Source organism: Leisingera methylohalidivorans DSM 14336 (assembly GCF_000511355.1).
Classification (GTDB): domain Bacteria; phylum Pseudomonadota; class Alphaproteobacteria; order Rhodobacterales; family Rhodobacteraceae; genus Leisingera; species Leisingera methylohalidivorans.
This window is the reverse complement of sequence record NC_023146.1, coordinates 199,304-220,701: the sequence shown is the minus strand read 5'-3', so window position 1 is coordinate 220,701 and position 21,398 is coordinate 199,304. Positions and strand designations below refer to the sequence as shown.

Genomic DNA, 21,398 nt, shown 5'->3' with positions numbered 1-21,398 from the left:
GGATCCCACCATGACCACCGTCGACCCCGACACGCTCAGCTCCGAAGCCCGCCGCGCGCGATTGTTTACTCGGATCAACAAGCTGGATGCCTGGTTTCAGGTCTTTGGCCTAGCCTGGATCACCCCCGTTATGAAAGCCGCCGCGGGCGACAATCCCAAGGCGCAGATGAAGGAATTCTGGCGCCTGCTGGCGGTGCCGCTGATCGCCATCGCCGCGTTTCTACTGCTGTGGGGCAGCCTGGCGCCGAAGGTGCAGACTTCGCTCGGCGCCATTCCCGGTCCCGCCGCGGTCTGGGCCGAGGCCGTCAACCTGCACCAGGACGCCCAGGCCAAGGCCATAAAGGAGCGCGCCCATTACGAGAAGGTCGAGGCCCGCAACCAGCGTTTCATCGACCGTGGCCAGCCGGAGCGGGTGAAAGACATCCCCTATACCGGCGCGCCCTCCTACTATCAGCAGATCTGGACCTCGATCCAGACGGTGTTCTTCGGCTTCCTGATCGCCTCGGCAGTGGCTATCCCGCTGGGCATCCTGGCCGGTCTGTCGCCGGTGGCCAATTCTGCCATCAACCCGCTGGTGCAGATCATGAAGCCGGTGTCGCCGCTGGCCTGGCTGCCGATCGTGACCATGGTGGTCTCGGCGCTTTATGCCAGCAACGACGGGCTGTTCTCCAAATCGTTCCTGGTCTCCGCAATCACCGTCACGCTGTGTTCGCTATGGCCGACGCTGATCAACACCGCGCTGGGGGTGTCCTCCATCGACAAGGATCTGGTCAACGTCTCCAAGGTTCTGAAAATGAACACCTGGACCAAGATCACCAAGCTGGTGCTGCCCTCGGCGCTGCCGTTGATCTTCACCGGGCTGCGGCTATCGCTGGGCGTGGGCTGGATGGTGCTGATCGCGGCCGAGATGCTGGCGCAGAACCCCGGTCTGGGTAAGTTCGTCTGGGATGAGTTCCAGAACGGCTCTTCGAAATCGCTGGCCAAGATCATCGTCGCGGTGCTGACCATCGGCATCATCGGCTTCCTGCTGGACCGGGTGATGTACGCGCTGCAATCGTTCTTTACCTTCTCGAACAACAGGTGATCCGTCATGAGTGTTCTTGAGTTCAAAAAAGTTTCCAAGAGCTTCGGTGAAGGCACCGCCCGCACCGAAGTCCTGAGCAACATCGACCTGGAGGTTGAGGAGGGCGAGTTTCTTGTCCTGCTGGGCTTCTCCGGCACTGGCAAGACGACCTTGATCAACCTGATGGCCGGGCTGGACCGGCCCTCCAAGGGTTCCGTCACCTACCGCGGCAAAGAGATCACAGGCCCCGGCCCGGAGCGCGGCGTGATCTTTCAGCGCTATTCGCTGATGCCTTGGCTGACGGTGAACGGCAATGTGTCGCTGGCAGTGGACACGATCTTTCCCGGCATGGGCCGGGCGGAGAAACAGGCCAAGGTGAACCATTACGTGAAGATGGTGGGCTTGGGCCACGCCGCAAACCGCCGCCCGGCGGAACTCTCGGGCGGCATGCGACAGCGGGTCAATGTGGCCCGCGCCCTGGCGATGGACCCGGAGGTGCTTTTGCTGGACGAACCGCTGTCAGCGCTGGATGCGCTGACCCGCGCCAATCTGGCCGATGAAATCGAGATGATCTGGCAGGCGGACCAGAAAACCTGCGTGCTGATCACCAATGACGTGGACGAGGCCATCCTGCTGGCCGACCGCATCATCGCGCTGAACCCCGACGGCACGCTGGGCGAGGAGTTCAAGGTGAACATCCCGCGCCCCCGCGAGCGGTCTGCCATAAACAGTGACGAGACCTTCAAGCGCCTGCGGAAAGAGGTGACCTCCTGCCTGATGGATGCCGGGATAGAGGCGAAAATCGAAAGCACCAGAACCCTGCCGGATGTGATCCCGGTCCATGGGCTGCCCGCAGCCGTGGCCGAGGCTTCCAAATCGCTGACCGAGGAGCGTTTTCTTGACTTCTCGCAGCTGCACAAGATCTACCCGACCCCAAAGGGGCCGCTGACGGTCGTCGAGGATTTCAATCTCAAGATCAACAAGGGTGAATTCATCTCCTTGATCGGCCATTCCGGCTGCGGCAAGTCCACGGTGCTGACGATGGCGGCGGGGCTGAATCCGATCTCCAGGGGCGCGATCAAGCTGGACCGCCGCCATGTCGAGGGCGCCGACCCGGAGCGCGCAGTGGTGTTCCAGTCGCCCAACCTGTTCCCCTGGCTCTCGGCACGGGAAAACTGCGCGATTGGCGTCGACAAGGTCTACCCCAAGGCCAGCCAGGCCGAACGGCAGGACGTGGTGGAATACTACCTCGAACGCGTCGGTCTGGCGGATGCGATGGACAAGCCCGCGCATGCGATGTCGAACGGTATGCAGCAGCGGGTTGGCATCGCCCGCGCCTTTGCGCTGTCGCCCAAACTGCTGCTGCTTGATGAACCCTTTGGCATGCTCGACAGCCTCACCCGCTGGGAGCTGCAGGAGGTGCTGATGGAGGTCTGGTCGCGCACCAAAGTGACGGCCATCTGTGTCACCCATGACGTGGACGAGGCGATCCTGCTCGCCGACCGGGTGGTGATGATGACCAACGGCCCGCAGGCCACTATCGGCAAGATCACCGACGTGGACTTGCCCCGCCCGCGCACCCGCAAGGCTCTGTTGGAGCATCCGGATTACTACACCTACCGGCAGGAGGTGCTCGATTTCCTCGAGGAGTATGAGCACGGCAAATCCCCCAAGTCGCAACCGGCCGCCAAGGCCATAGCTGCGGAGTAATCCCATGAAACAGAAACTCGTCATCATCGGGGCCGGCATGGCCTCGGGCCGGGTAATCGAGCATTTGCTCGATGCGGACCCTGACGCCTATGACATCACCCTTTTCAACGCCGAGCCGCGCGGCAACTACAACCGCATCATGCTCAGCCCGGTTTTGTCGGGCGAAAAGACCTATGAGGAAATCGTCACCCATAGCGATGAGTGGTACGCCCAGCAGGGGGTGACCTGCCGGTTTGGCGAGCATGTGGTGAATATCGACCGCGAGACGAAGGTGATCGAGGGTGAGAACGGGCATGTTCCTTACGACAAGCTGATCATTGCCACCGGCTCTGCGCCGTTCATCATTCCGGTGCCGGGCCATGACCTGCCCAATGTCATCAGCTACCGCGACCTGGACGACACCAATGCGATGATCGGAGCGGCCGGGAAAGGCGGCAAGGCGGTGGTGGTCGGCGGCGGCCTGCTGGGACTTGAGGCGGCGGCGGGCCTTGCCGAACGCGGCATGGATGTCACCGTGCTGCACCTGATGGGCCACCTGATGGAGCGCCAGCTGGACGAAGCCGCAGGATACCTGCTGCGCAAGGATCTGGAGACGCGCGGTATCACCGTGAAGACCCAAGCCTCGACCAAGGCGATCCTCGGCGGGGACCGCGCCGAGGCGGTGCTTTTGGAAAGCGGCGAGACGCTGGGCGCTGATCTGGTGGTGATGGCAGTGGGCATCCGCCCGGAAACCCGCCTTGCCACCGATGCGCATCTTGATGTGGCGCGCGGCATTGAGGTGAACGCGCAGATGCAGACCTCGGACCCGGATATCTATGCGGTCGGCGAATGCGTGGAGTTCGACGGCCACCTGTTCGGGCTGGTGGCACCGCTTTACGATCAGGCCAAGGTGCTGGCGGACAGCCTCTTGGACGAGCCGAGTGCCTTCGTGGTCAAAGAGCTGGCGACCAAGCTGAAGGTCACCGGATGCGATTTGTTCAGCGCCGGGGATTTCGCCGAGGGCGAGGGGCGCGAGGACATTGTCTTTCGCGACCCCTCCCGTGGCATCTACAAGCGGCTGGTGATCGAAGACGGCCGGCTGCTCGGCGCCGTGATGTATGGCGACACCGCCGACGGCAGCTGGTTCTTCGGGCTGATCAAGGACGGCACCGAAATCGAGGAGATGCGCGAGACGCTGATCTTCGGCCCGGCTTTCCAGGGGGGCGCCTCTGCGGACCCTCTGTCAGCCGTTGCAGCATTGCCGCCTGAGGCGGAGATTTGCGGCTGCAACGGCGTATGCAAAGGGCAGATCACCAGCGCCATCGAAGGCGGCGCCACCGATCCCGGCGCGATCCGGACTATGACAAAGGCCGCCGCTTCCTGCGGAACATGCACCGGGCTGGTTGAACAGCTGTTGCAGGTCACGCTGGGCGATGACTTCCAGCTGCCGCAGGCGCAGCCGGTTTGCGGCTGCACCGACCTCAGCCACGAGGACGTCCGCCGCCTGATCAAAAGCCGGGAGCTGAAAAGCCAGGCCGCAGTCTGGCAGGAGCTTGGCTGGAGCACCCGCAACGGCTGCCACATCTGCCGCCCGGCGGTGAACTACTACCTGCTGGCCGACTGGCCGCTGGAATACCGCGACGACCCGCAAAGCCGCTTCGTGAACGAACGCAAACACGCCAACATCCAGAAAGACGGCACCTTTTCCGTGGTGCCGCGCATGTGGGGCGGCATCACCAGCCCGGATGAGCTGCGCGCCATTGCCGACGCCGCCGACAAATACGGCGTGCCCACGGTTAAGGTCACCGGCGGCCAGCGCATCGACCTGCTGGGCGTAAAGGGCGAAGACCTGCCCGGTATCTGGGCCGACCTGAACGGGGCCGGGCTGGTTTCGGGCCATGCCTATTCCAAAGGGCTGCGCACGGTGAAAACTTGCGTCGGCACCGACCATTGCCGGTTCGGCACCCAGGACAGCACCGGCTTGGGCATCAAGCTGGAAAAACACCTTTGGGGTTCCTGGACGCCGCACAAGCTGAAACTGGCGGTATCCGGCTGCCCGCGCAACTGCGCCGAGGCCACCTGCAAGGACATCGGCGTGGTCTGTGTTGACAGCGGCTACGAGATCCACGTCGGCGGTGCCGCGGGCATGGAGATCAAGGGCACCGAGCTGTTGTGCAAAGTGGCGACAGAGGGCGAGGCGATGGAAGTGATCTCGGCCATGACCCAGATCTACCGCGAAAACGCCAAGTATCTGGACCGGATCTACAAATGGCTCGCCAAAGTGGGGCTCGACTGGGTCAGGGAGCAGATCGTGGACGATCTGGAGAACCGCCAAGCGCTGGCCGCCCGCTTCGAGCTTTCCCAATCCGTCTACCGCAAGGATCCCTGGGCCGAACACGCGCAGGACAGCACCACGCGGGCGCAATACGCCCCGCTTGCCAATCTCACACTGGAGGCTGCCGAATGAGCTGGATCGACATTGGCCATATCGACGACATCCCGCTCCACGGCGCGCGGGTGGTGAAAACACCCGTAGGCTGCGTCGCCCTGTTCCGCACCGGGGAGGATGAAGTCCTTGCTGCTGACGACCGCTGCCCGCACAAGGGCGGTCCGCTGTCCGAAGGCATCGTGCATGGCCAAAGCGTGACCTGCCCGCTGCACAATTGGGTCTTTGACCTGAACACCGGCGAGGCACAGGGCGGGGATGAAGGCAGGATCGGCACCTACCCGGTGCGGGTGGACGGTGGCCGCCTACTGATCGACGGCGATGCAATCGGCAAGCGGAGCGCGGCGTGATGACAGGCGCCGGCTGCAAGGAAACCCGCTCCACCTGTCCCTACTGCGGCACTGGATGCGGCGTGCTGCTGCGCCCGGACGGCATGGGCGGGCTGGCGGTGCGCGGCGACCCGAACCACCCGGCCAACCGCGGGCGGCTCTGCTCCAAGGGGCTGGCACTGGGCGAAACCCTGGGGCTGGAAGGCCGGTTGCTGGCACCTCAGGTGAATGGGTGCGAAACCGATTGGGACATCGCGCTGGATCTGGTTGCCAGCAGGTTCCGCCAGGCGGTGGACCGACACGGCCCGGGCAGCGTCGGGTTTTACCTGTCGGGCCAAATGCTGACTGAGGACTACTACGTTGCCAACAAGCTGATGAAGGGCTTTCTTGGCTCCGCCAATATCGACACCAACTCGCGGCTGTGCATGGCCTCCACGGTTGCGGGGCACAAACGCGCCTTCGGAACCGACACCGTTCCAGGTACCTATGAGGATCTGGAGGAAGCGGACCTGATCGTACTGGTCGGCTCCAACCTCGCCTGGTGCCACCCGGTGCTGCACCAGCGCATCCTTGCCACCCGCGAAAGCCGCGGCACCAAACTGGTGGTGATCGACCCGCGCCGCACAGCGAGCTGCGATCAGGCGGACATGCATCTGAAACTGCGGGCAGGCAGCGATGTGGCGCTGTTCAACCGGCTCTTGGTTGACCTTTACGAAGGCGGCGCGCTGGATGCGGACTACCTGAGTAACGTAAATGGGCTTGGTGAGGCGCTGGAAGCCGCCTTTGCCTCCGATGCCGCGGTGACAGGGCTGTCTGACAGCGAAATCACAGCATTCTGCAGCCTCTGGATGCGCACGGAAAAAGTGGTGACCATTTTCAGCCAGGGGGTCAACCAGTCCACCTCAGGGACCGACAAGGTGAACGCGATCCTGAACTGCCATCTGGCAACCGGCCGCATCGGCAAGCCCGGCTGCGGGCCCTTCTCGGTCACTGGCCAGCCCAACGCGATGGGCGGGCGCGAAGTGGGCGGGCTGGCCAACATGCTGGCCTGCCACATGGATCTGGAAAATAAAAGCCACCGCACGGCAGTGCAGGAATTCTGGGGCGCTCCCGCAATGCCGGACCGGGCGGGCCTGAAGGCAGTCGACCTGTTCCGCGCCGCGGGCGACGGGCGGCTCAAGGCGTTGTGGATCATCCACACCAACCCCGCCGTCAGCATGCCAGAAGCCGATGCCGTCTCCGCCGCCATCAAAGCCTGCGATTTCACTGTGGTCAGCGACATCACCGCCGCAACCGACACCGCCCGGCTGGCGGATGTGCTGCTGCCCGCCGCCGCCTGGGCGGAAAAGGACGGCACTGTCACCAATTCGGACCGCACAATCAGCCGCCAGCGTGCCGTTCTGCCGCCGCCCGGCCAGGCCCGCGCCGACTGGGACATTCTGGCAGACGCAGGCAGGCGCATGGGCTGGGGCGAGGCGTTCGGCTATCAGGCACCAGCAGAGATCTTCCGCGAGCACGCAGCGCTGTCCGGCCTTTCCGGCAGCTTCGGGCTGGACTTCGACATCTCCGGCCTCGCCGCAATCTCCGGCCAGGACTACGACGATCTGCCGCCGCAGCGCTGGCCGGTAAGCCGCAGCCGCCTGGGCGGCCGTTTCTTTGCAGACGGGCAGTTCTTTCACCCGGACGGCAAGGCCCGCATGCTGCCAGTCCGCTGCTGCCCTCCGGCGGCCGCGCAGGGCCGCCGCTACCCGTTCCGCCTGAACACCGGCCGCATCCGGGACCAGTGGCACACGATGACCCGCACCGCGCTGGCGCCGCGCCTGTCGGGGCACTTGGCAGAACCTTTTGCCGACATCCATCCTCAGGACGCCCGGACGCTCGGGGTGAAACCTGCGGGTCTGCTACGGCTCAGCAGCCCGCACGGGCAGGCCATCCTGCGCGCCCGGATCACGGCAGATGTGCAGCCCGGCGACCTGTTCGTGCCGATCCACTGGACCGGCGAAACCGCCCCCTCTGCGCGCATTGATAGACTTGTCGCCGCTGCCGTTGATCCGGTTTCGGGACAGCCTGAAAGCAAGGCCACAGTTGTTGCGGCGGAACGCTGGCAGCCAGCTTGGTACGGGTTTGCAGTCTCGAGCCTTCCGATGACGCCGCTGGCAGACTACTGGGCCATGGCACGCACCAAAACCGGATACCGTGCAGAACTCGCCGGGCTGGCCTCCCTTGCGGAACCGGAGGCCGCCGCGCGGGATCTGTTCGCCCTTCCGGAGGCCGAGGTGCAAATAATGACAGACAGGTGCAAGGGCATTGCCCGGCTGGCCCTGATTCAGGATGGCAAGGTCATGGCCGCACTGTTCACCGCGCCGGAACCGGTGGCGGTCAGCCGGGACTACCTGGCCGGCCTGCCGGGCATCGGCGCGGCCGGCGTTCTGACCGGCCGTCCCGCTGCGGACCAGCCCGACCCCGGCCCGGTGGTCTGCGCTTGCTTTAGCGTCGGGGCCAAAACCATTCTGCACGCCATCGAAAACGGCGGGCTGATGAGCGTTTCAGATGTCGGCGCCGCCTTGCAGGCGGGCACGAACTGCGGTTCCTGCCGCCCTGACATCGCTGACTTGCTGGCACGGCGCCCGTTCCGACAGGCTGCAGAAAAGGACGGTTCCGAATGAAAGATTCTCCGGCAAATCAAACCGCACCGGGGTCGCTTGCCCTGGTCGGCGCAGGCCCCGGCGCACGCGACCTGCTGACGCTGCGCGCGATGCAACGGCTGCAGCAGGCCGACACGGTTTTCTACGACCGCCTGGTTGATGAGGAGGTCCTGGAACTGGCCCCGGCTTCGGCCAAACGGGTCTTTGTCGGCAAACACGTCGGCGCCCACGCCTGGCCGCAAGACAGGATCAACGCGGTCATTGTGGCAGAGGCACTTAAGGGCCGGCGTGTCGTGCGTCTGAAATCGGGGGATCCCAGCATTTTTGGCCGTGCTGCCGAAGAACTGACTGCCGCCCGCGCGGCCGGAATTGAAACGGAAATCGTACCCGGCGTCACCGCCGCCTGCGCTGCCGCGGCGCAGACGGGCCTGCCGCTGACTGAACGTGGCGTGTCGGACACGCTCGTGCTTACCACCGCCAGATGCAGGGCCGGAGACCCTCTGCCCGACTGCGCCCGGCATGCAAAGCCCGGAACCACAATTGTCTTTTACATGTCGGTGGGACAGGCCCCCCGGGTCCGCGACGGGCTGCTCCGCCTAGGCATGCCTCCCGCCACCCCTGTCACGATAGCTGTGGATGTCTCCAAGCCGGGAGCACGGACAGTGTCTTGTGGCATCAGCATGCTCTCGGAAACCATAATTCAGCATGAGATTTCTGGATGCGCAATAATTTTCATCACCTGTCCCAAGTACGGATCCGGGTAAGGCTGCCCTTGGCAACAAGGTCATTTCGACAAAGGCCGGTGAGCAGCCCTACTTGAGTGGTCCAAATTGAAAGTTAGTGCATGATTGGCCTGCGGTCCATCAAGACGATGGCTTCGGGCGCTGGCGGGCGGTAGCCCAATGCACTGTGTGGTCGCTTGGTGTTGCAGTGTTTTCTCCAGCTTTCGATGATGATTTGGGCTGCGCGCAGCGGGTAGAAGATTTCACCGTTGAGCAATTCGTCCCGCATCCGCCCATTGAAGCTTTCGCAGCAGCCGTTTTCCCAGAGTGACCCAGGCTCGATATACGCAGTCTTTGCTCCGGTCGCTTTGATCCAGTCTCTGACAGCCTCAGCGATGAACTCCGGGCCATTGTCTGACCGAATGCAGCCTGGCACGCCGCGCAGGATGAACAGGTCAGTCAGTGCATCAATGACCTCGGTCGGGTTCAGCTTGCGTTTTACACGGATCGCCAGACATTCCCGGCTGTACTCGTTCAAGATGTTGAGCGTCCTGAACGCCCTGCCAGCGTCGGTTCGATGATGCCCGAAGCCATACGGCCAAACATGGTTGCGATACTCGGGCTGCAGACGGACGCACGATCCATCGTTCAGCCAGAGCCGCCCCTTCTTTGGTTGTTTCATTGGCACTTTAAGCCCCTCACGCCGCCCCAAGCGTTCCACGCGTTTGTCATTCACCTGCCATCCTGCATCTCTCAGCAGGGCGGCAACCCGGCGGTAGCCATATCGACCGTGCTGCCGTGCCAGCTCAATCATATCCGCGATCAAACGCTCCTCGTCAGCCCGCATTCGTGGCGTCCGACGCTGTGTGGACCGGTGCCGGCCCAGAACACGGCAAACGCGTCGCTCAGATACCTTGAACCGGCTACGCACATGATCAGTGCAAGCGCGTCGGCGTGAAAGGCTCAAAAGTTTCCCGATGCGGCTTCCTTCAGGATCAGCTTGTCCAAAGTCAGATCCGACACCGCACGACGCAACCGCTCGTTCTCTTTCTGAAGCCGCTTCAGGTCCTTGAGTTGCTCTGTGCCCATTCCACCGTACTTTTTCTTCCAGCGTAAAAGGTTTGTTCGGTCACGCCGATCTGTCTGATCGCATCGAGACGCGGCATGCCTTGTCCTGTCAGGACCTCAACTTGCCGTAACTTCTTAACAATCTCTTCGGGCTTCGGTCGCTTGTTGGCCATTGCTGGTCCTCCGTTTCCTAAACATAGGCGCGGACCACTTCAAAGGGGGAGGCTCAGCGGCCTCCATTCCTGAACCGTTGCGACGACAGTTTGAATCCGCCCAGATCTGGCCCATGTTCATAAAGGGGGCGATTGTTCGCCGCCGACAAAGGTCCCAGATCGACAGCCAAAGATATTCGCCAAGCGGCAGAGACAGTTTTGGCGGTGTGGCCCAGTGTTAAGGACTGCGGCCTATTGTGCTGCGGCAGCTAAATTGCATGTAGTCAAAAATGTGCGATCTATCCGCCCTGGCGGGCGCATCCGCTCCGCCCGCCCTACTCGGCCGAAGGCGCTTTGCGCGGGGTCATCAGCTGCTCTTTCAGGCCCATCGGGGCGGCGGGCGGCTCCTCAAAATTCAACCCGGCCTCCAGATGGCGAAGATGCTCGTCGGCCAACCGGACCAGCTCATCGGTGCTGCCGGCCTCCAGCGCATCGACAATCCGGTCATGTTCGTCCTCGGCGCAGGAGGAATTTCCGGAGGAAGAATAAAGCCCCAGAATAAGCGTGCTGCGCATGGTCAGCTCCGACAGGAACCGCTCTAGCACCAGATTGCCGGCAATCTGCGCGATCCGCATGTGAAACTGACGAGAGGCACGCAGTTCCGCCGGTTTGTCGCCTGCTTTGCGCGCGTCGGCTTCCTCTAGAATATTGTCCCGCAGAAAGGCGATGTCGTCCGCCGACGCCCGGCCGGAAGCATGCCGGGCGATAGTGCTTTCAATAGCCCGGCGCGCCTGGAAAATGTCGCGCGCCTCCTTCGGCGAGGGCGTCATCACAAAGGCACCGCGGTTCGGGCGCAGCTCCACAACCTGCTGTGCCGCGAGCGAGGCCAGCGCCCGGCGCACATTGGCGCGGTTGCAGCCGAACAGATCGCTCAGCGCCTGTTCGCCCAGCTTGGTGCCGGCCGGCAGGCGCTGTTCGGCAATCGCGTCGAGAATCGCGTTCACGATCAGATCTTCGGGAGAATCCTTCATCGGGCCCTGAAAACTTTTTCTTGCACCGGGGCAACTTAAGGACCGGCGGGCCGCTTTGCAATGGCGCCGCGGGCGGGTAGGCTTGACTTGTTGTCATTTTTTGTTAACAATTTCTGATAACAAAGGAGAAGCGCATGAAAATTCTGGTCGTCAATCCAAACTCGACCGCGTCGATGACGGCGAAGATCGTCGAGGCCGCAGAGGCTGCCGCCAGCCCTGGCGTGACCATCCTGGGCGCAACCGCAGAAGGCGCCCCGGCCAGCATCGAAGGCCATTTCGACGAAGCGATGTCGCTGCCCGGCCTGCTGGCACGGGTCGCGGCGGCAGAAGAACAGGGCATCGATGGCATCGTCGTCGCCTGTTTCGACGATCCCGGCATCGGCGCTTGCCGCGAACTGGCGACCGGCCCGGTGCTTGGGATCTGCGAAGCGGCTGTAAAGGCGGCGAGCATGCTGGCGACCTCGTTCTCGGTGGTGACCACGCTGCCGCGCTCGGTTCCGGTGATCGAGCATCTGATCCACGGCTACGGCCTCAGCCATCAGTGCCGCCGGGTGCGCTCAGCCGCGATCCCGGTGCTGGCGCTGGAGGAGGAAGGCTCAGACGCGCGCCAAAAGATCCGCGCCGAGATCCTGCGCGCCATCGAGGAGGACCTTTGTGAAGCGGTGGTGCTGGGCTGTGCAGGCATGGCCGATCTCACGGCCTGGCTCAGCGAAGAGACAGGCATCCCCGTCATCGACGGGGTCAGCGTGGCAACGCGGATGATCGAGGCGCTGGCAGGCTGCGGCCTGAAGACCAGCAAGATCAACGCCTATGCGCGCCCCAACCCGAAATAATGGTATCGTCAGGGAGGAAGACAATGACCATGAACGCAGAAATGGAAGCCGCCGCCGCAGGCGGCATTGAGGACCACAGCAGCAAGGGGATCGGGGAGGAGAGCCTTGCACCGCAGCAAACCCGGATCATGGACCCCTGGTCCTATCTGTTTGCCTGGCTGGGCGGTTGCGTGTCGATCGGCACATTCACCATCGGCTCAGGCCTGGTGGGCACACTGAACCTGCTGCAGACCTTTGTGGCGATTGCCATCGGCTGCGGTGTGATCGGTGCAGCGCTGATGATCAACGGCCAGGCGGGCCACAAATACGGCATCCCCTTCATGGTGCAGGCGCGTTCCGCCTTCGGCTTTGCCGGCACCCGCCTGCCAGCGCTGGTGCGTTCAGTTCCCGCCATTGTCTGGTTCGGCTTCCAAAGCTGGATCGGCGCCGGGGCGCTGAACCTCGTCTCTGATACGATGTTCGGCTATGATAATATCGTGGTGTTCTTCATCGGCTTTCAGCTGTTGCAGATCGGCCTGTCGGTGCTGGGTTTTCACGGCATCAAATGGCTGGAGAACATTGGTTCCGTCTTCATCATCGGCTCGCTGGTCTACATGTTCTTCAGCGTTATCAGCAAATACGGTGAGGAAATCTCCACCAATCTGGTCAACGTCGAAGGCACCTGGGGCGCGCCGTTCTGGGGAGCCACCATGCTGTTCCTAGGCATCTACAGCACCATGATGCTGAACGTGTCGGATTATTCCCGCGAGCTGCGCCGCAATGTAGGCCCTGTCCGACAGATTGCAATTTATGCCAACTCGATCCTGCCCGCGACCCTGTTCATGGGGCTGATCGGCCTGATGGTGTCTGGCGCAACCGGCGAGGTGGACCCGATCAAGGTGTTCTCCAGCGCAGTCGACAACAAACCGCTGCTGGTCATCACGCTTCTGTTCATTGCCTTTGCGCAGGTCACCACCAACATTCTGAACAATGTGGTGCCGCCGGCCTATGCGCTGATGGATATTTTCAAGATCAACTTCAAGACCTCGGCGGTGATCGTGGGCCTGCTGGCCTTTGCCACCTTCCCCTGGGAATTGGTCAAGGATGAATCCGCAGCTGGCCTCAGCCTGTTCATTCAGACCTACTCCGCCTTCCTCGGCCCGATCTTCGCGATCCTGGTGGTGGACTACTTCATTCTGCGCAAGCAGGAGCTGGATCTGGACAAGCTTTATGACGAGACCGGCCCCTATCAGGGCGTCAACTGGGCCGCGGTGATTGCCATGGCTATCGGTGTTGCGGCGGCACTGATATTCTCCAGCATCTCCTGGTACGCCAGCCTGCTGCCGGCCGGCGTCTCCTATTACCTGCTGATGCAGCATCTGCCTGCCGCCAAGCGGTTCCTGGACTGACCTTTCTGCGCAATGCCAAGGGAGAGCCCCGCCGCTGGCGGGGCTCTTTTTCCGCGTCTCTGCAAAGCAGTGCTCAAATCAGGATTGCAATTGAGGTTTTGCCGCTAGCGAGTCCAATGCTTCGGCTTCCCGAAGCAGCGGCAAATACAGTTGAAGTCCGGACAGTTTATTGCCCAACAGTACGTGGTCCGGTCTCCAACCGGCATGAACGCTCGCTACCGGTGCCAGCCTCGCGCACTGCGGGATTATCCTTCTGGGTTCTGATCATTGCCCCACAGGGTTCCGGGTTCAAGCCGCAACGCTTCAAGCCCAGCTCCGCTGACTGCCGCCCGCGCGGCTTCGTTGGCCTTGCATATGACAGGCTGCGGATCCAGCGTCTGAGACACGCGTCCACGCAGCACAACCCGCCCGTTGGCAATAACGGTGTCTGCATCAGCAGCATTCGCGAAATGGGTGATGGCGTGCAGCGGCATATCCGGCGGCGTCAAATGCGGCTTGCGCATGTCCACCAGAACGATATCGGCCTTCTTTCCCGCTTCAAGCGAACCGAGATCCCGCTCCAGCCCCAATGCCCGGGCAGCATCGATGGTTGCCATTTCCAGCACCTTGCCCGGTGGCAGCACCGAAGGATCCGCAAAATGGCGGCGGTGGTAATGCATGGCCTGCGCCATATGGCGGAACATGTCGTAGCCTCGGTCCGGCGCCGCCGCATCTGAGCCAAGAGCCACACGGATGCCCCGTCCGATCAGCTCAGGCGCGGGGCAGCGGCCCAGAATGGACATGATGGAGCTGGGATTGTGGGCGACTGCGGCACCGGTTTCCTCCAGCGCCGCGATATCCGCATCGGTAAGGTCCACGCAATGCGCCAGCAACGCATGGGGGCCGAGAAGGCCAAGGTCGCGGGCATAGGCAACGGAGCCGTTCCGGTGCCCATCCTGGGTCAACAAAACACCGTGCTGTTCCTGCAGTGCCGCCACCGCACCTGCCATCCGGCGCACGTCCGCATCGCTTGCAGCATCATCGCCGCCAAGTGCGTAGACGGGCATCACCAGACAAACACCCGTTCCGGTCTCAAGAATGCTGTCATGCCGGGTGATCAGATCCGCGCTCACCGCCAGCTGTTGGGCGAAATCCACGTCGATCCCGGTGCCGCTGCTATCGCGGTAGCGGCGAGGGAATGGCGGGCGCCCCGGCCCCACTGCCAGCATCGTGCGCAGCCCGCTTTCGCGCACCGCAGCGCAATAGGCATCGCCAAAGGCCGGATCATCGCTGCGGTAGATATCCGCCCCGCCGCCCAGCAGAGTGACGCAGGTGGTCACTCCGGCCATCAGCCTTTCCAGCAGCGTCAGCCGCGCCTCGGCGGCCCAGAACGCAACATCCGTCCCCCTTGCGTACAGCACCTCGCAGGCCTCAAACCAGGCTTCGATGTCACCGGACCCAAGCGCCCGGACAAGCCCGTGCCCGGCATGGGCATGGCAATCGATCAACCCGGGAATTGCGGTCATGCCGGTGGCGTCGATGACCTCGGCGGCTTTATCGGCCAGCGGCGCCAGGTCCGCATCGCGCCCGATGGCGGCAATCCGGCTGCCCTCGATGGCGATGGCCGCGTCGGTAATGACCCGCCTGTCCGCGTCGACGGTCAGGGCGGTGGCGTGACGGATCAGGATGCTGGTCATGCAGGCGCCTTCCGCAGCGGATAGGCCGGAGCAAAGATCTCCTCCACCGGCGGGTGGCCAAAGGTCCGGTCGGGGTATTGCGCCAGCAGCCCGTCAAACCGATTTTGCGCACCCACACGCAGCGCGTCATGATCGACACCGGGAATGACGCCGCCCTGCATCACGATGCGGCCGTCGATCACCACCGTGCGCACATCACGGCCGGAACCGTTCAGCAGAATTGTCTGGATCGGGTCAATGACCTGCCCGATGGCCGGGTCGTCGAGGCTGATGACGGTAATGTCAGCCCGCGCTCCCGGAGCAAGCCGGCCCAGATCACTCCGTCCCAGCGCCTTGGCACCGCCCAGTGTCGCGGCATCATACATGTCGGCAGCGCTGACAGCTTGCGGGTTGCTGTCTGCCATCCGGGCGGTGATCAGGCCCAGCTGCATGTTCAGGATCATGTCCGGGGGATGGGTGTCGGTCCCCATTCCGATGGTCATCCCCGCATCGCGGTAGCGCGCAAAGGATTTCAGAACTGCACCGCTGCGCGCCATCACCAGCGGGCAGTGCGCCAGCGCCGCGCCACCCTCTGCCAGAATGTCCAGATCCGGTGCCTCGTATTCGATCCCGTTGAGGCCTGACAGGAAGGTCAGATGCGGCAGGATCGCCCGCGGCGACAGAAAACCGATGTCGCGCAGCCATTCCGGCGGGCTCTTGCCATGCATCCGCACGACACTGTCGTATTCAAAGGCGGACTGGCAGCAATGCAGCCGCACCGGCACATCCAGATCCCGTACCGCCTGTGCAGTCCGCGACAACAGCGCCCCAGTGCAGGTCTCGATCCGGTCAGGGGCCAGCATGGTCCGGATCAGCCCCCCTGCCCGGCCTTCGAAGTGCTCGCAGAACCGCACCGCGTCAGCGAGGCCCGCAAGGCCGCGTTCCTCGTCGAAATGGAACGCAATGCTGCCCGCTTCGGCGACATAGGTGTTGCCGCTGCGGTATGCGGGGCCCAGATAGACCCGCAGACCAAGCGACTCCGCCGCCTCCGCCGCACCGGCGAATTCGTCCCAGGTCTCACCCCATTCGCGATAGAACAGCGAGGCAATGGGCAGCGCGGTGGTGATGCCGTTGCGGATCAGCCGGGTAAAGGCATAGTGCTTCTGCCAGCGCAGATCCTCCGGCGCGTACATCTCGCGCGGGCCTTTCTCCATATAGCTTTGCGGCCAGATCCGGCCCTTCTTCCAGGCGGGCTGGTTGTCGAGACCCAAAACCGTGGTGTCGAGATCCGAAAGCGCATCAAGATCGATGAAGCCCGGCCCGATTAGCGCGCGGCCGCAATCGATGCGCCGCGCCACCTCTCCCTCGAACCCGTGTCCGGCAAACAGGATGGCGCCGTCTTCAAACACGACTTCGCCGCGCGGCAGCAGCACGTGCTGGCCGTTTTCATGGCCGACCACCCAGTCTGCGGTCATCAGTATGCGGCCTGGCTCCTTGCCCGCGGTCATCACGGCGCCTCCCTCAGACTGCGGCCCTCGCGGGCGACGATCCGGCCCGCCTTCAGCACCAGCTTGCGCGGCGGGTGCGCAACCACCGCATGGGCAACGGTCTCGGCCTCGACCAGCACCAGATCCGCCTGGCAGCCTGTTTCAAGCCCGTAATCCTCCAGCCCCATAACTTTGGCACCGCCCCAGGAGCAGCACCACAAGGCATGTTCGACATCACTGTCGGCGCGCATGTTGTTGCGCTGGCCCAGCAGCATGGCGCGTTCCAGCATGTCCGCGTTGCCATAGGGCCCCCAGGTATCGCGGATCCCGTCGGATCCGGCACAGAGCGTCACCCCGGCCGCCCGCAGATCCTCGGCCAGCGGCACCGGCCGGAACGGGGTGGCAACCGTCGCGATGTGGATCTGTGCCTCCGCCAGCTGCGCCACCAGCGCCCGGGCACGGTCGCGGTCAGGCATGCCCAGGCAAAACGCATGACTGACCGTCACCCGCCCCTGCATCCCAAGCGCGCAGGTGCGTTCAATGATCATCTCCATGCTGAACGCCCCCAGCTCGCCAGGTTCGTGCAGATGGATGTCGATGGGTTTTCCATGCTTTTCTGCAAGGGCAAAGACGGCGTCAAGCTGGCCCTTTGGATCGGCATCCATGCCGCAGGGGTCCAGACCGCCAACGACATCCGCCGGGCCGCGCAGCGCGGCATCGAGCAGTTCCAGCGTGCCGGGACGCGTCATCAGCCCGGACTGCGGGAAGGCAACGATCTCTATGTCCACCAGCCCGGCCAGCTCGCTGCGGGTGCGCGCAACGCCCTCGATGCCAGCAAGGCCCGTTTCGGTATCCACATCCACATGGCTGCGGATTGCGGTGGAGCCATGGCCAAGCGACAGCAGCGCCTGGCGCGTCGACTGGCGGTGGGGGTCAATGTTCCACTCTTGGCGCAGGCGGCGTTCTGTATCGATCTTGTCGCGCAGGCTGGGTCCCGCCTGATGCGGGCGCCAGCCCATGCCCCACAGGGATTTGTCCAAGTGGGTATGGGCCTCCACCAGCCCGGGCAGCAGGATCGCGCCGCCGCAGTCCTCCTCCGGCACACCGGGCCGGGATGGCAGATCCGGGCCGGTTTGCGCTATACGCCCGCCCTCAATCAGCATGTCAGCCGGTTCCGCACCAAGGAGACGCAGGTTTCTCAGAAGTATATCTTCGGTCATACGTGCCTCAGCTCCCCGTTGCAGCAGTCAGTGAATCGGTTGCGGTCAGCTCGAACTGCCGGTCCGATACGATGTAGTTGTCAGCATGCAGCCGCGCGACTGGCTGGTAGGCTTCGGGCCGGACATAGCGCCCCGCCGCATCGAGACAGGTGTCGCGCACATGCATTTGCACCACTTCGCCCAGCACGATGGCGCGGTGCGGGTAGTCGATGATCTGCGACACTCGGCACTCCATAGAGGCGGGCGCCTCGGCCACCCGCTCCGGCCCGATCTTGAGCGACGGCGCATGACTGAGGCCGGTCAATGCGACCTCGTCCACATCATCCGGAAAACTGATGCCGCAGTCCACCATCTGCTGGGCGATCGCCATGTCGCACAGGTTGACGACAAATTCGTTCGACCGCCGGATATTGCGCATTGTCTCCTTCTCGGTGCCGTCGGGACGGGCCTGGATTCCCAGGATCACAATCGGCGGATCCTGCGAGAAGACATTGAAAAAGCTCATCGGCGCCGCATTCGGCATGCCGCTTTCACTGTTGGTGGTCACCAGCGCGATCGGCCGCGGCGCCACGAAGCTGCACAACAAGCGGTAGCGGTCCTTCGGCGGCAGCGCCTCGAAATCGAACTCCATCAGGCTACTCCCTTTTGAGTCTCTAGGCGCTCTCCCTTATCCGTGCCGCTACCGGCAGCGTGGCCGGTTCCAGCCCGATGCTCGACGGCCCGGTTTTCCGTGACGGCATGACAGGCGACAACGGTGCCCCCATTCCGCGCCACGAGGCCAGGCGATTCTTCCCGGCAGCGCGAATTGGCAAGCGGGCAGCGCGGATTGAAGGAGCAGCCCGGCGGCGGGGTGATTGGATTGGGCACTTCGCCGATCGCGGCCGCCCGGTCGCGCCGTCCCAGACTGATGTCGGGAACGGTGTCCATCAGCAGCTGCGTGTAGGGGTGTTCCGGCGCGGCAAAGATCTGCTCTGCCGGCCCCGCCTCCACGAGGCGCCCCAGATACATCACGCCAACGTAGTCCGACATGAAATCCACCACCGCGAGGTCATGGCTGATGAACAAATACGTCAGCCCCAGTTCATCCTGCAGGTCCCGCATCAGGTTGAGAACCTGCGACTGCACCGACACGTCGAGCGCCGAGGTCGGTTCGTCGCACACCAGGAACTCCGGCCGCGATGAGATTGCCCGCGCGATCGAGATCCGCTGGCGTTGGCCGCCGGAGAACTCATGCGGAAACTTTTCGCCGTCGCGGGCGGAAAGGCCAACCATTTCCAGCAGCCGCCCGACCTCTGCCCGCTCCTCCTGGCGGTTTTCGGTGATGCCGAAGCTGCGCATCGGTTCAGCAATGATGTCCCGCACCCGCCAGCGCGGGTTCAGGCTGGCATAAGGGTCCTGAAAGATCATCTGGATGCGGCGGCGGAATTCCCCCCGTGCGGCAGCGGGCAGCGCGGTCAGGTCGGTGCCATCAAAGCGAATCTCGCCCGAAGTCGCGCCATGCAGCCCGACCACCAGCTTGGCGACCGTCGACTTGCCGCATCCGGACTCTCCGACCAGGCTGAAAGTCTTGCCGCGCGGAATGTCGATGTTGAGCCCGTCAACTGCGCGCAGTGTCCGCTTGCCCTTGCGTTCAATCAGCCGGTTCAGGAACGGCGGCGACAGATCAAAGGTCTTGGACAGGCCCTTCAGCGAGACCAGCGGTTGGGTGTCGGTGGCTGTGCTCATGCCGGTTCCTCCTGGTAGAGATGACAGGCGACATGGCCGCCCTCGACCGGCCGAGGCGCCGGCTTGGTGCTGCTGCATTCGGCAAAGGCCCGCGGGCAGCGGGGATGGAAAGCGCATCCTAGCGGAAGATCGGTCAGCCGCGGCATCGCACCGTCGATTTGGGTCAGCCGCTCAGCGCGGGAGCCGACACGCGGGATCGATTGCATCAGGCCCTTGGTGTAGGGGTGGCGCGGATCGCGTACCACTTTTTCCACCGGCCCAATCTCGACAACCCGGCCAGAATACATCACCGCGACGCGGTCGGCGGTCTCTGCGATCACCCCCATGTCATGGGTCACCAGAATGACCGCCGCGCCGCGCTCCCGGCACATCCGCTTGAGCAGATCCAGGATCTGCGCTTGGATCGAAACGTCCAGCGCGGTGGTCGGTTCGTCGGCGATCACCAGCGACGGTTCGGCGCAAAGGGCAAGCGCGATCACCACCCGCTGGCGCATGCCGCCGGAAAATTGGTGCGGATACTGGTCGATACGGGCCTCCGGGGCGGGGATGCCGACCTCAGCAAGGCATTCGATGGCCCGCTTGCGCGCTGCCTCCTTGCCCAGGGGCAGATGGGTACGGATCGTCTGGGTCAGCTGCTGGCCCACCGTCATCAGCGGATTGAGGCTGGTCAGCGGATCCTGAAAGATCGCACCGATCTTGCGCCCGCGCAGCCGCCGCATCTCTTCCGCGGACAGCGTGTCTATGCGCTGCCCCTCAAAATGGATCTCGCCGCGGTCGATGCGGCCGGGCCGTTCCAGCAGACCGGTGATCGCGGTGCCGGTCAGCGATTTGCCGGCACCGGATTCACCGACCATGCCGAGGATTTCGCCGGGGGCGAGGTCGAAGGTGATGCCGTCCACCGCCCGCAGGGGCCCGTGCCGCGTGTCAAAGCAGATCGACAGATCGCGCACGCTCAGAAGCGGCGAATTGGGGAAGGTCGTGGTATTCATCGTCATTCCTTTCAGCGCAGCTTCGGGTTCAGCGCATCGCGCAGCCAGTCGCCCAGCAGGTTGACCGCCAGCACCAGCGCCACCAGCGTCAGCGAGGGGAAGATCACCACCCACCAGATGCCCGAGAACAAGTATTCGTTGCCGACGCGGATCAGCGTGCCAAGCGACGGGTTGGTGGGCGGCATGCCGACGCCGAGGAAGGACAGAGTCGCCTCGATCAGGATCGCCATGGCGAGGTTGATCGTCGCGATCACCAGCACCGGCCCCATCACATTGGGCAGGATATGGCTGAACAAGATGGCGAAGGGCTTCCGGCCCACCAGTTGCGCCGCATAGACATACTCGCGGCTGCGCTCGACCATGGTAGAGCTGCGCACTGTGCGCGCATATTGCACCCAGGTGGTGACGGTGATGGCAAAGACCAGCACGATCAGAGCCGCACTGTCATGCATCTCGCGCGGCAGGGCGCCGCGGACAATGCCGCTGACCAGCAGCGCCACCAGGATTGTCGGAAAGCTCAGCATGACATCGGCGATGCGCATGAAGAACGCATCCACCGCGCCGCCGAAATAGCCGCTGACAAGACCGACCACGATGCCGATTGCCATCGCCAGCGCCACGCTCACGAACCCTACGGCCAGCGAGATCCGCGACCCGTAGAGAATGGCCGACAGGACATCGCGCCCTTGGTTGTCGGTGCCGAGGATAAACCGCGGATCACCGCCTTCCGCCCAGACCGGCGGCAGCTCGCTGTCCCAGAGACTCAGCGTCGAGACATCAAAAGGGTCATGCGGTGCGATCCAGGGGGCCAGCAGCGCCGCAAGGACGATGAACAGGGTGACGGCAGACGCGAGCACCGTGACATATGAGGTGCGGAAGCGATAGAAGAGGTCGCTTTTCAGAAACGCCGAGAGGCGGGATCGGGGGGATACTTCAAGAGCCATTTTGGGTCTCCC

General features: G+C 63.6%; 16 protein-coding genes and 1 pseudogene. 8 read left to right on the top strand and 9 right to left on the bottom strand.

Annotated features, from left to right (window positions below; genetic code table 11):
- The first annotated feature begins 10 nt into the window (after positions 1–10).
- Genes METH_RS21180 through cobA form a run of 6 tightly spaced genes read left to right on the top strand, consistent with a single transcriptional unit; the run spans position 11 to position 8,936 of the window.
- Complete coding sequence (locus tag METH_RS21180) at positions 11–1,084, top strand: ABC transporter permease (RefSeq protein WP_044008802.1); 1,074 nt, start codon at positions 11–13, stop codon at positions 1,082–1,084.
- Positions 1,085–1,090: 6 nt separating this feature from the next.
- The gene (locus METH_RS21175) at positions 1,091–2,773 is read left to right on the top strand and encodes an ABC transporter ATP-binding protein (RefSeq protein ID WP_024092834.1); all 1,683 of its coding nucleotides are present in this window, start codon (positions 1,091–1,093) and stop codon (positions 2,771–2,773) included.
- A 4-nt stretch (positions 2,774–2,777) separates the two neighbouring features.
- Positions 2,778–5,219 (top strand): nitrite reductase large subunit NirB, encoded by a 2,442-nt coding sequence (nirB, locus tag METH_RS21170; RefSeq protein WP_024092833.1) that lies wholly within the window; start codon positions 2,778–2,780, stop codon positions 5,217–5,219.
- Positions 5,216–5,548 (top strand): nitrite reductase small subunit NirD, encoded by a 333-nt coding sequence (gene nirD / locus METH_RS21165; RefSeq protein WP_024092832.1) that lies wholly within the window; start codon positions 5,216–5,218, stop codon positions 5,546–5,548. The genes nirB and nirD overlap by 4 nt, the downstream gene beginning before the upstream one ends.
- Complete coding sequence (locus METH_RS21160; RefSeq protein ID WP_024092831.1) at positions 5,548–8,193, top strand: nitrate reductase; 2,646 nt, start codon at positions 5,548–5,550, stop codon at positions 8,191–8,193. The genes nirD and METH_RS21160 overlap by 1 nt, the downstream gene beginning before the upstream one ends.
- Positions 8,190–8,936, top strand: a complete 747-nt coding sequence (gene cobA, locus METH_RS21155) for a uroporphyrinogen-III C-methyltransferase (RefSeq protein WP_024092830.1) — start codon at positions 8,190–8,192, stop codon at positions 8,934–8,936. Before METH_RS21160 ends, cobA begins: the two co-directional genes overlap by 4 nt.
- A 73-nt stretch (positions 8,937–9,009) precedes the next feature.
- Here the strand turns inward: cobA and METH_RS23585 are convergent.
- Positions 9,010–10,135 (bottom strand): annotated as a pseudogene (locus METH_RS23585) (IS3 family transposase).
- A 314-nt stretch (positions 10,136–10,449) separates the two neighbouring features.
- Positions 10,450–11,145: a GntR family transcriptional regulator gene (locus METH_RS21140; protein WP_024092828.1), complete on the bottom strand. Its 696-nt coding sequence runs from the start codon at positions 11,143–11,145 to the stop codon at positions 10,450–10,452.
- Positions 11,146–11,279: 134 nt separating this feature from the next.
- Here METH_RS21140 and METH_RS21135 point away from each other — a divergent pair, with 134 nt between their 5' ends.
- On the top strand, positions 11,280–11,978 hold the full coding sequence (locus tag METH_RS21135; protein WP_024092827.1) for an aspartate/glutamate racemase family protein: 699 nt from the start codon (positions 11,280–11,282) through the stop codon (positions 11,976–11,978).
- A gap of 23 nt (positions 11,979–12,001) precedes the next feature.
- A complete protein-coding gene (locus METH_RS21130; RefSeq protein ID WP_024092826.1) occupies positions 12,002–13,366 on the top strand; it encodes an NCS1 family transporter in 1,365 nt (454 codons plus the stop codon).
- Positions 13,367–13,611: 245 nt separating this feature from the next.
- On the opposite strand, the gene METH_RS21125 is transcribed toward METH_RS21130, so the two are convergent.
- The 7 genes from METH_RS21125 to METH_RS21095 are packed head-to-tail and all read right to left on the bottom strand — an operon-like array spanning position 13,612 to position 21,386.
- Positions 13,612–15,042 carry an amidohydrolase family protein gene (locus METH_RS21125; protein ID WP_024092825.1) on the bottom strand — a complete coding sequence of 477 codons (1,431 nt, stop codon included), beginning with the start codon at positions 15,040–15,042 and terminating at the stop codon, positions 13,612–13,614.
- Positions 15,039–16,529 carry an amidohydrolase family protein gene (locus METH_RS21120; protein ID WP_024092824.1) on the bottom strand — a complete coding sequence of 497 codons (1,491 nt, stop codon included), beginning with the start codon at positions 16,527–16,529 and terminating at the stop codon, positions 15,039–15,041. Before METH_RS21120 ends, METH_RS21125 begins: the two co-directional genes overlap by 4 nt.
- The gene (locus METH_RS21115; RefSeq protein ID WP_044008801.1) at positions 16,529–17,728 is read right to left on the bottom strand and encodes an amidohydrolase family protein; all 1,200 of its coding nucleotides are present in this window, start codon (positions 17,726–17,728) and stop codon (positions 16,529–16,531) included. The genes METH_RS21120 and METH_RS21115 overlap by 1 nt, the downstream gene beginning before the upstream one ends.
- Before the next feature lie 7 nt (positions 17,729–17,735).
- Positions 17,736–18,359, bottom strand: a complete 624-nt coding sequence (locus METH_RS21110; RefSeq protein ID WP_024092822.1) for a flavin reductase family protein — start codon at positions 18,357–18,359, stop codon at positions 17,736–17,738.
- A complete protein-coding gene (locus METH_RS21105; RefSeq protein ID WP_024092821.1) occupies positions 18,359–19,453 on the bottom strand; it encodes an ABC transporter ATP-binding protein in 1,095 nt (364 codons plus the stop codon). The genes METH_RS21110 and METH_RS21105 overlap by 1 nt, the downstream gene beginning before the upstream one ends.
- Complete coding sequence (locus METH_RS21100; RefSeq protein WP_044008800.1) at positions 19,450–20,442, bottom strand: ABC transporter ATP-binding protein; 993 nt, start codon at positions 20,440–20,442, stop codon at positions 19,450–19,452. Before METH_RS21100 ends, METH_RS21105 begins: the two co-directional genes overlap by 4 nt.
- 11 nt (positions 20,443–20,453) lie before the next feature.
- Complete coding sequence (locus METH_RS21095; protein ID WP_024092819.1) at positions 20,454–21,386, bottom strand: ABC transporter permease; 933 nt, start codon at positions 21,384–21,386, stop codon at positions 20,454–20,456.
- Between the last annotated feature and the right edge of the window lie 12 nt (positions 21,387–21,398).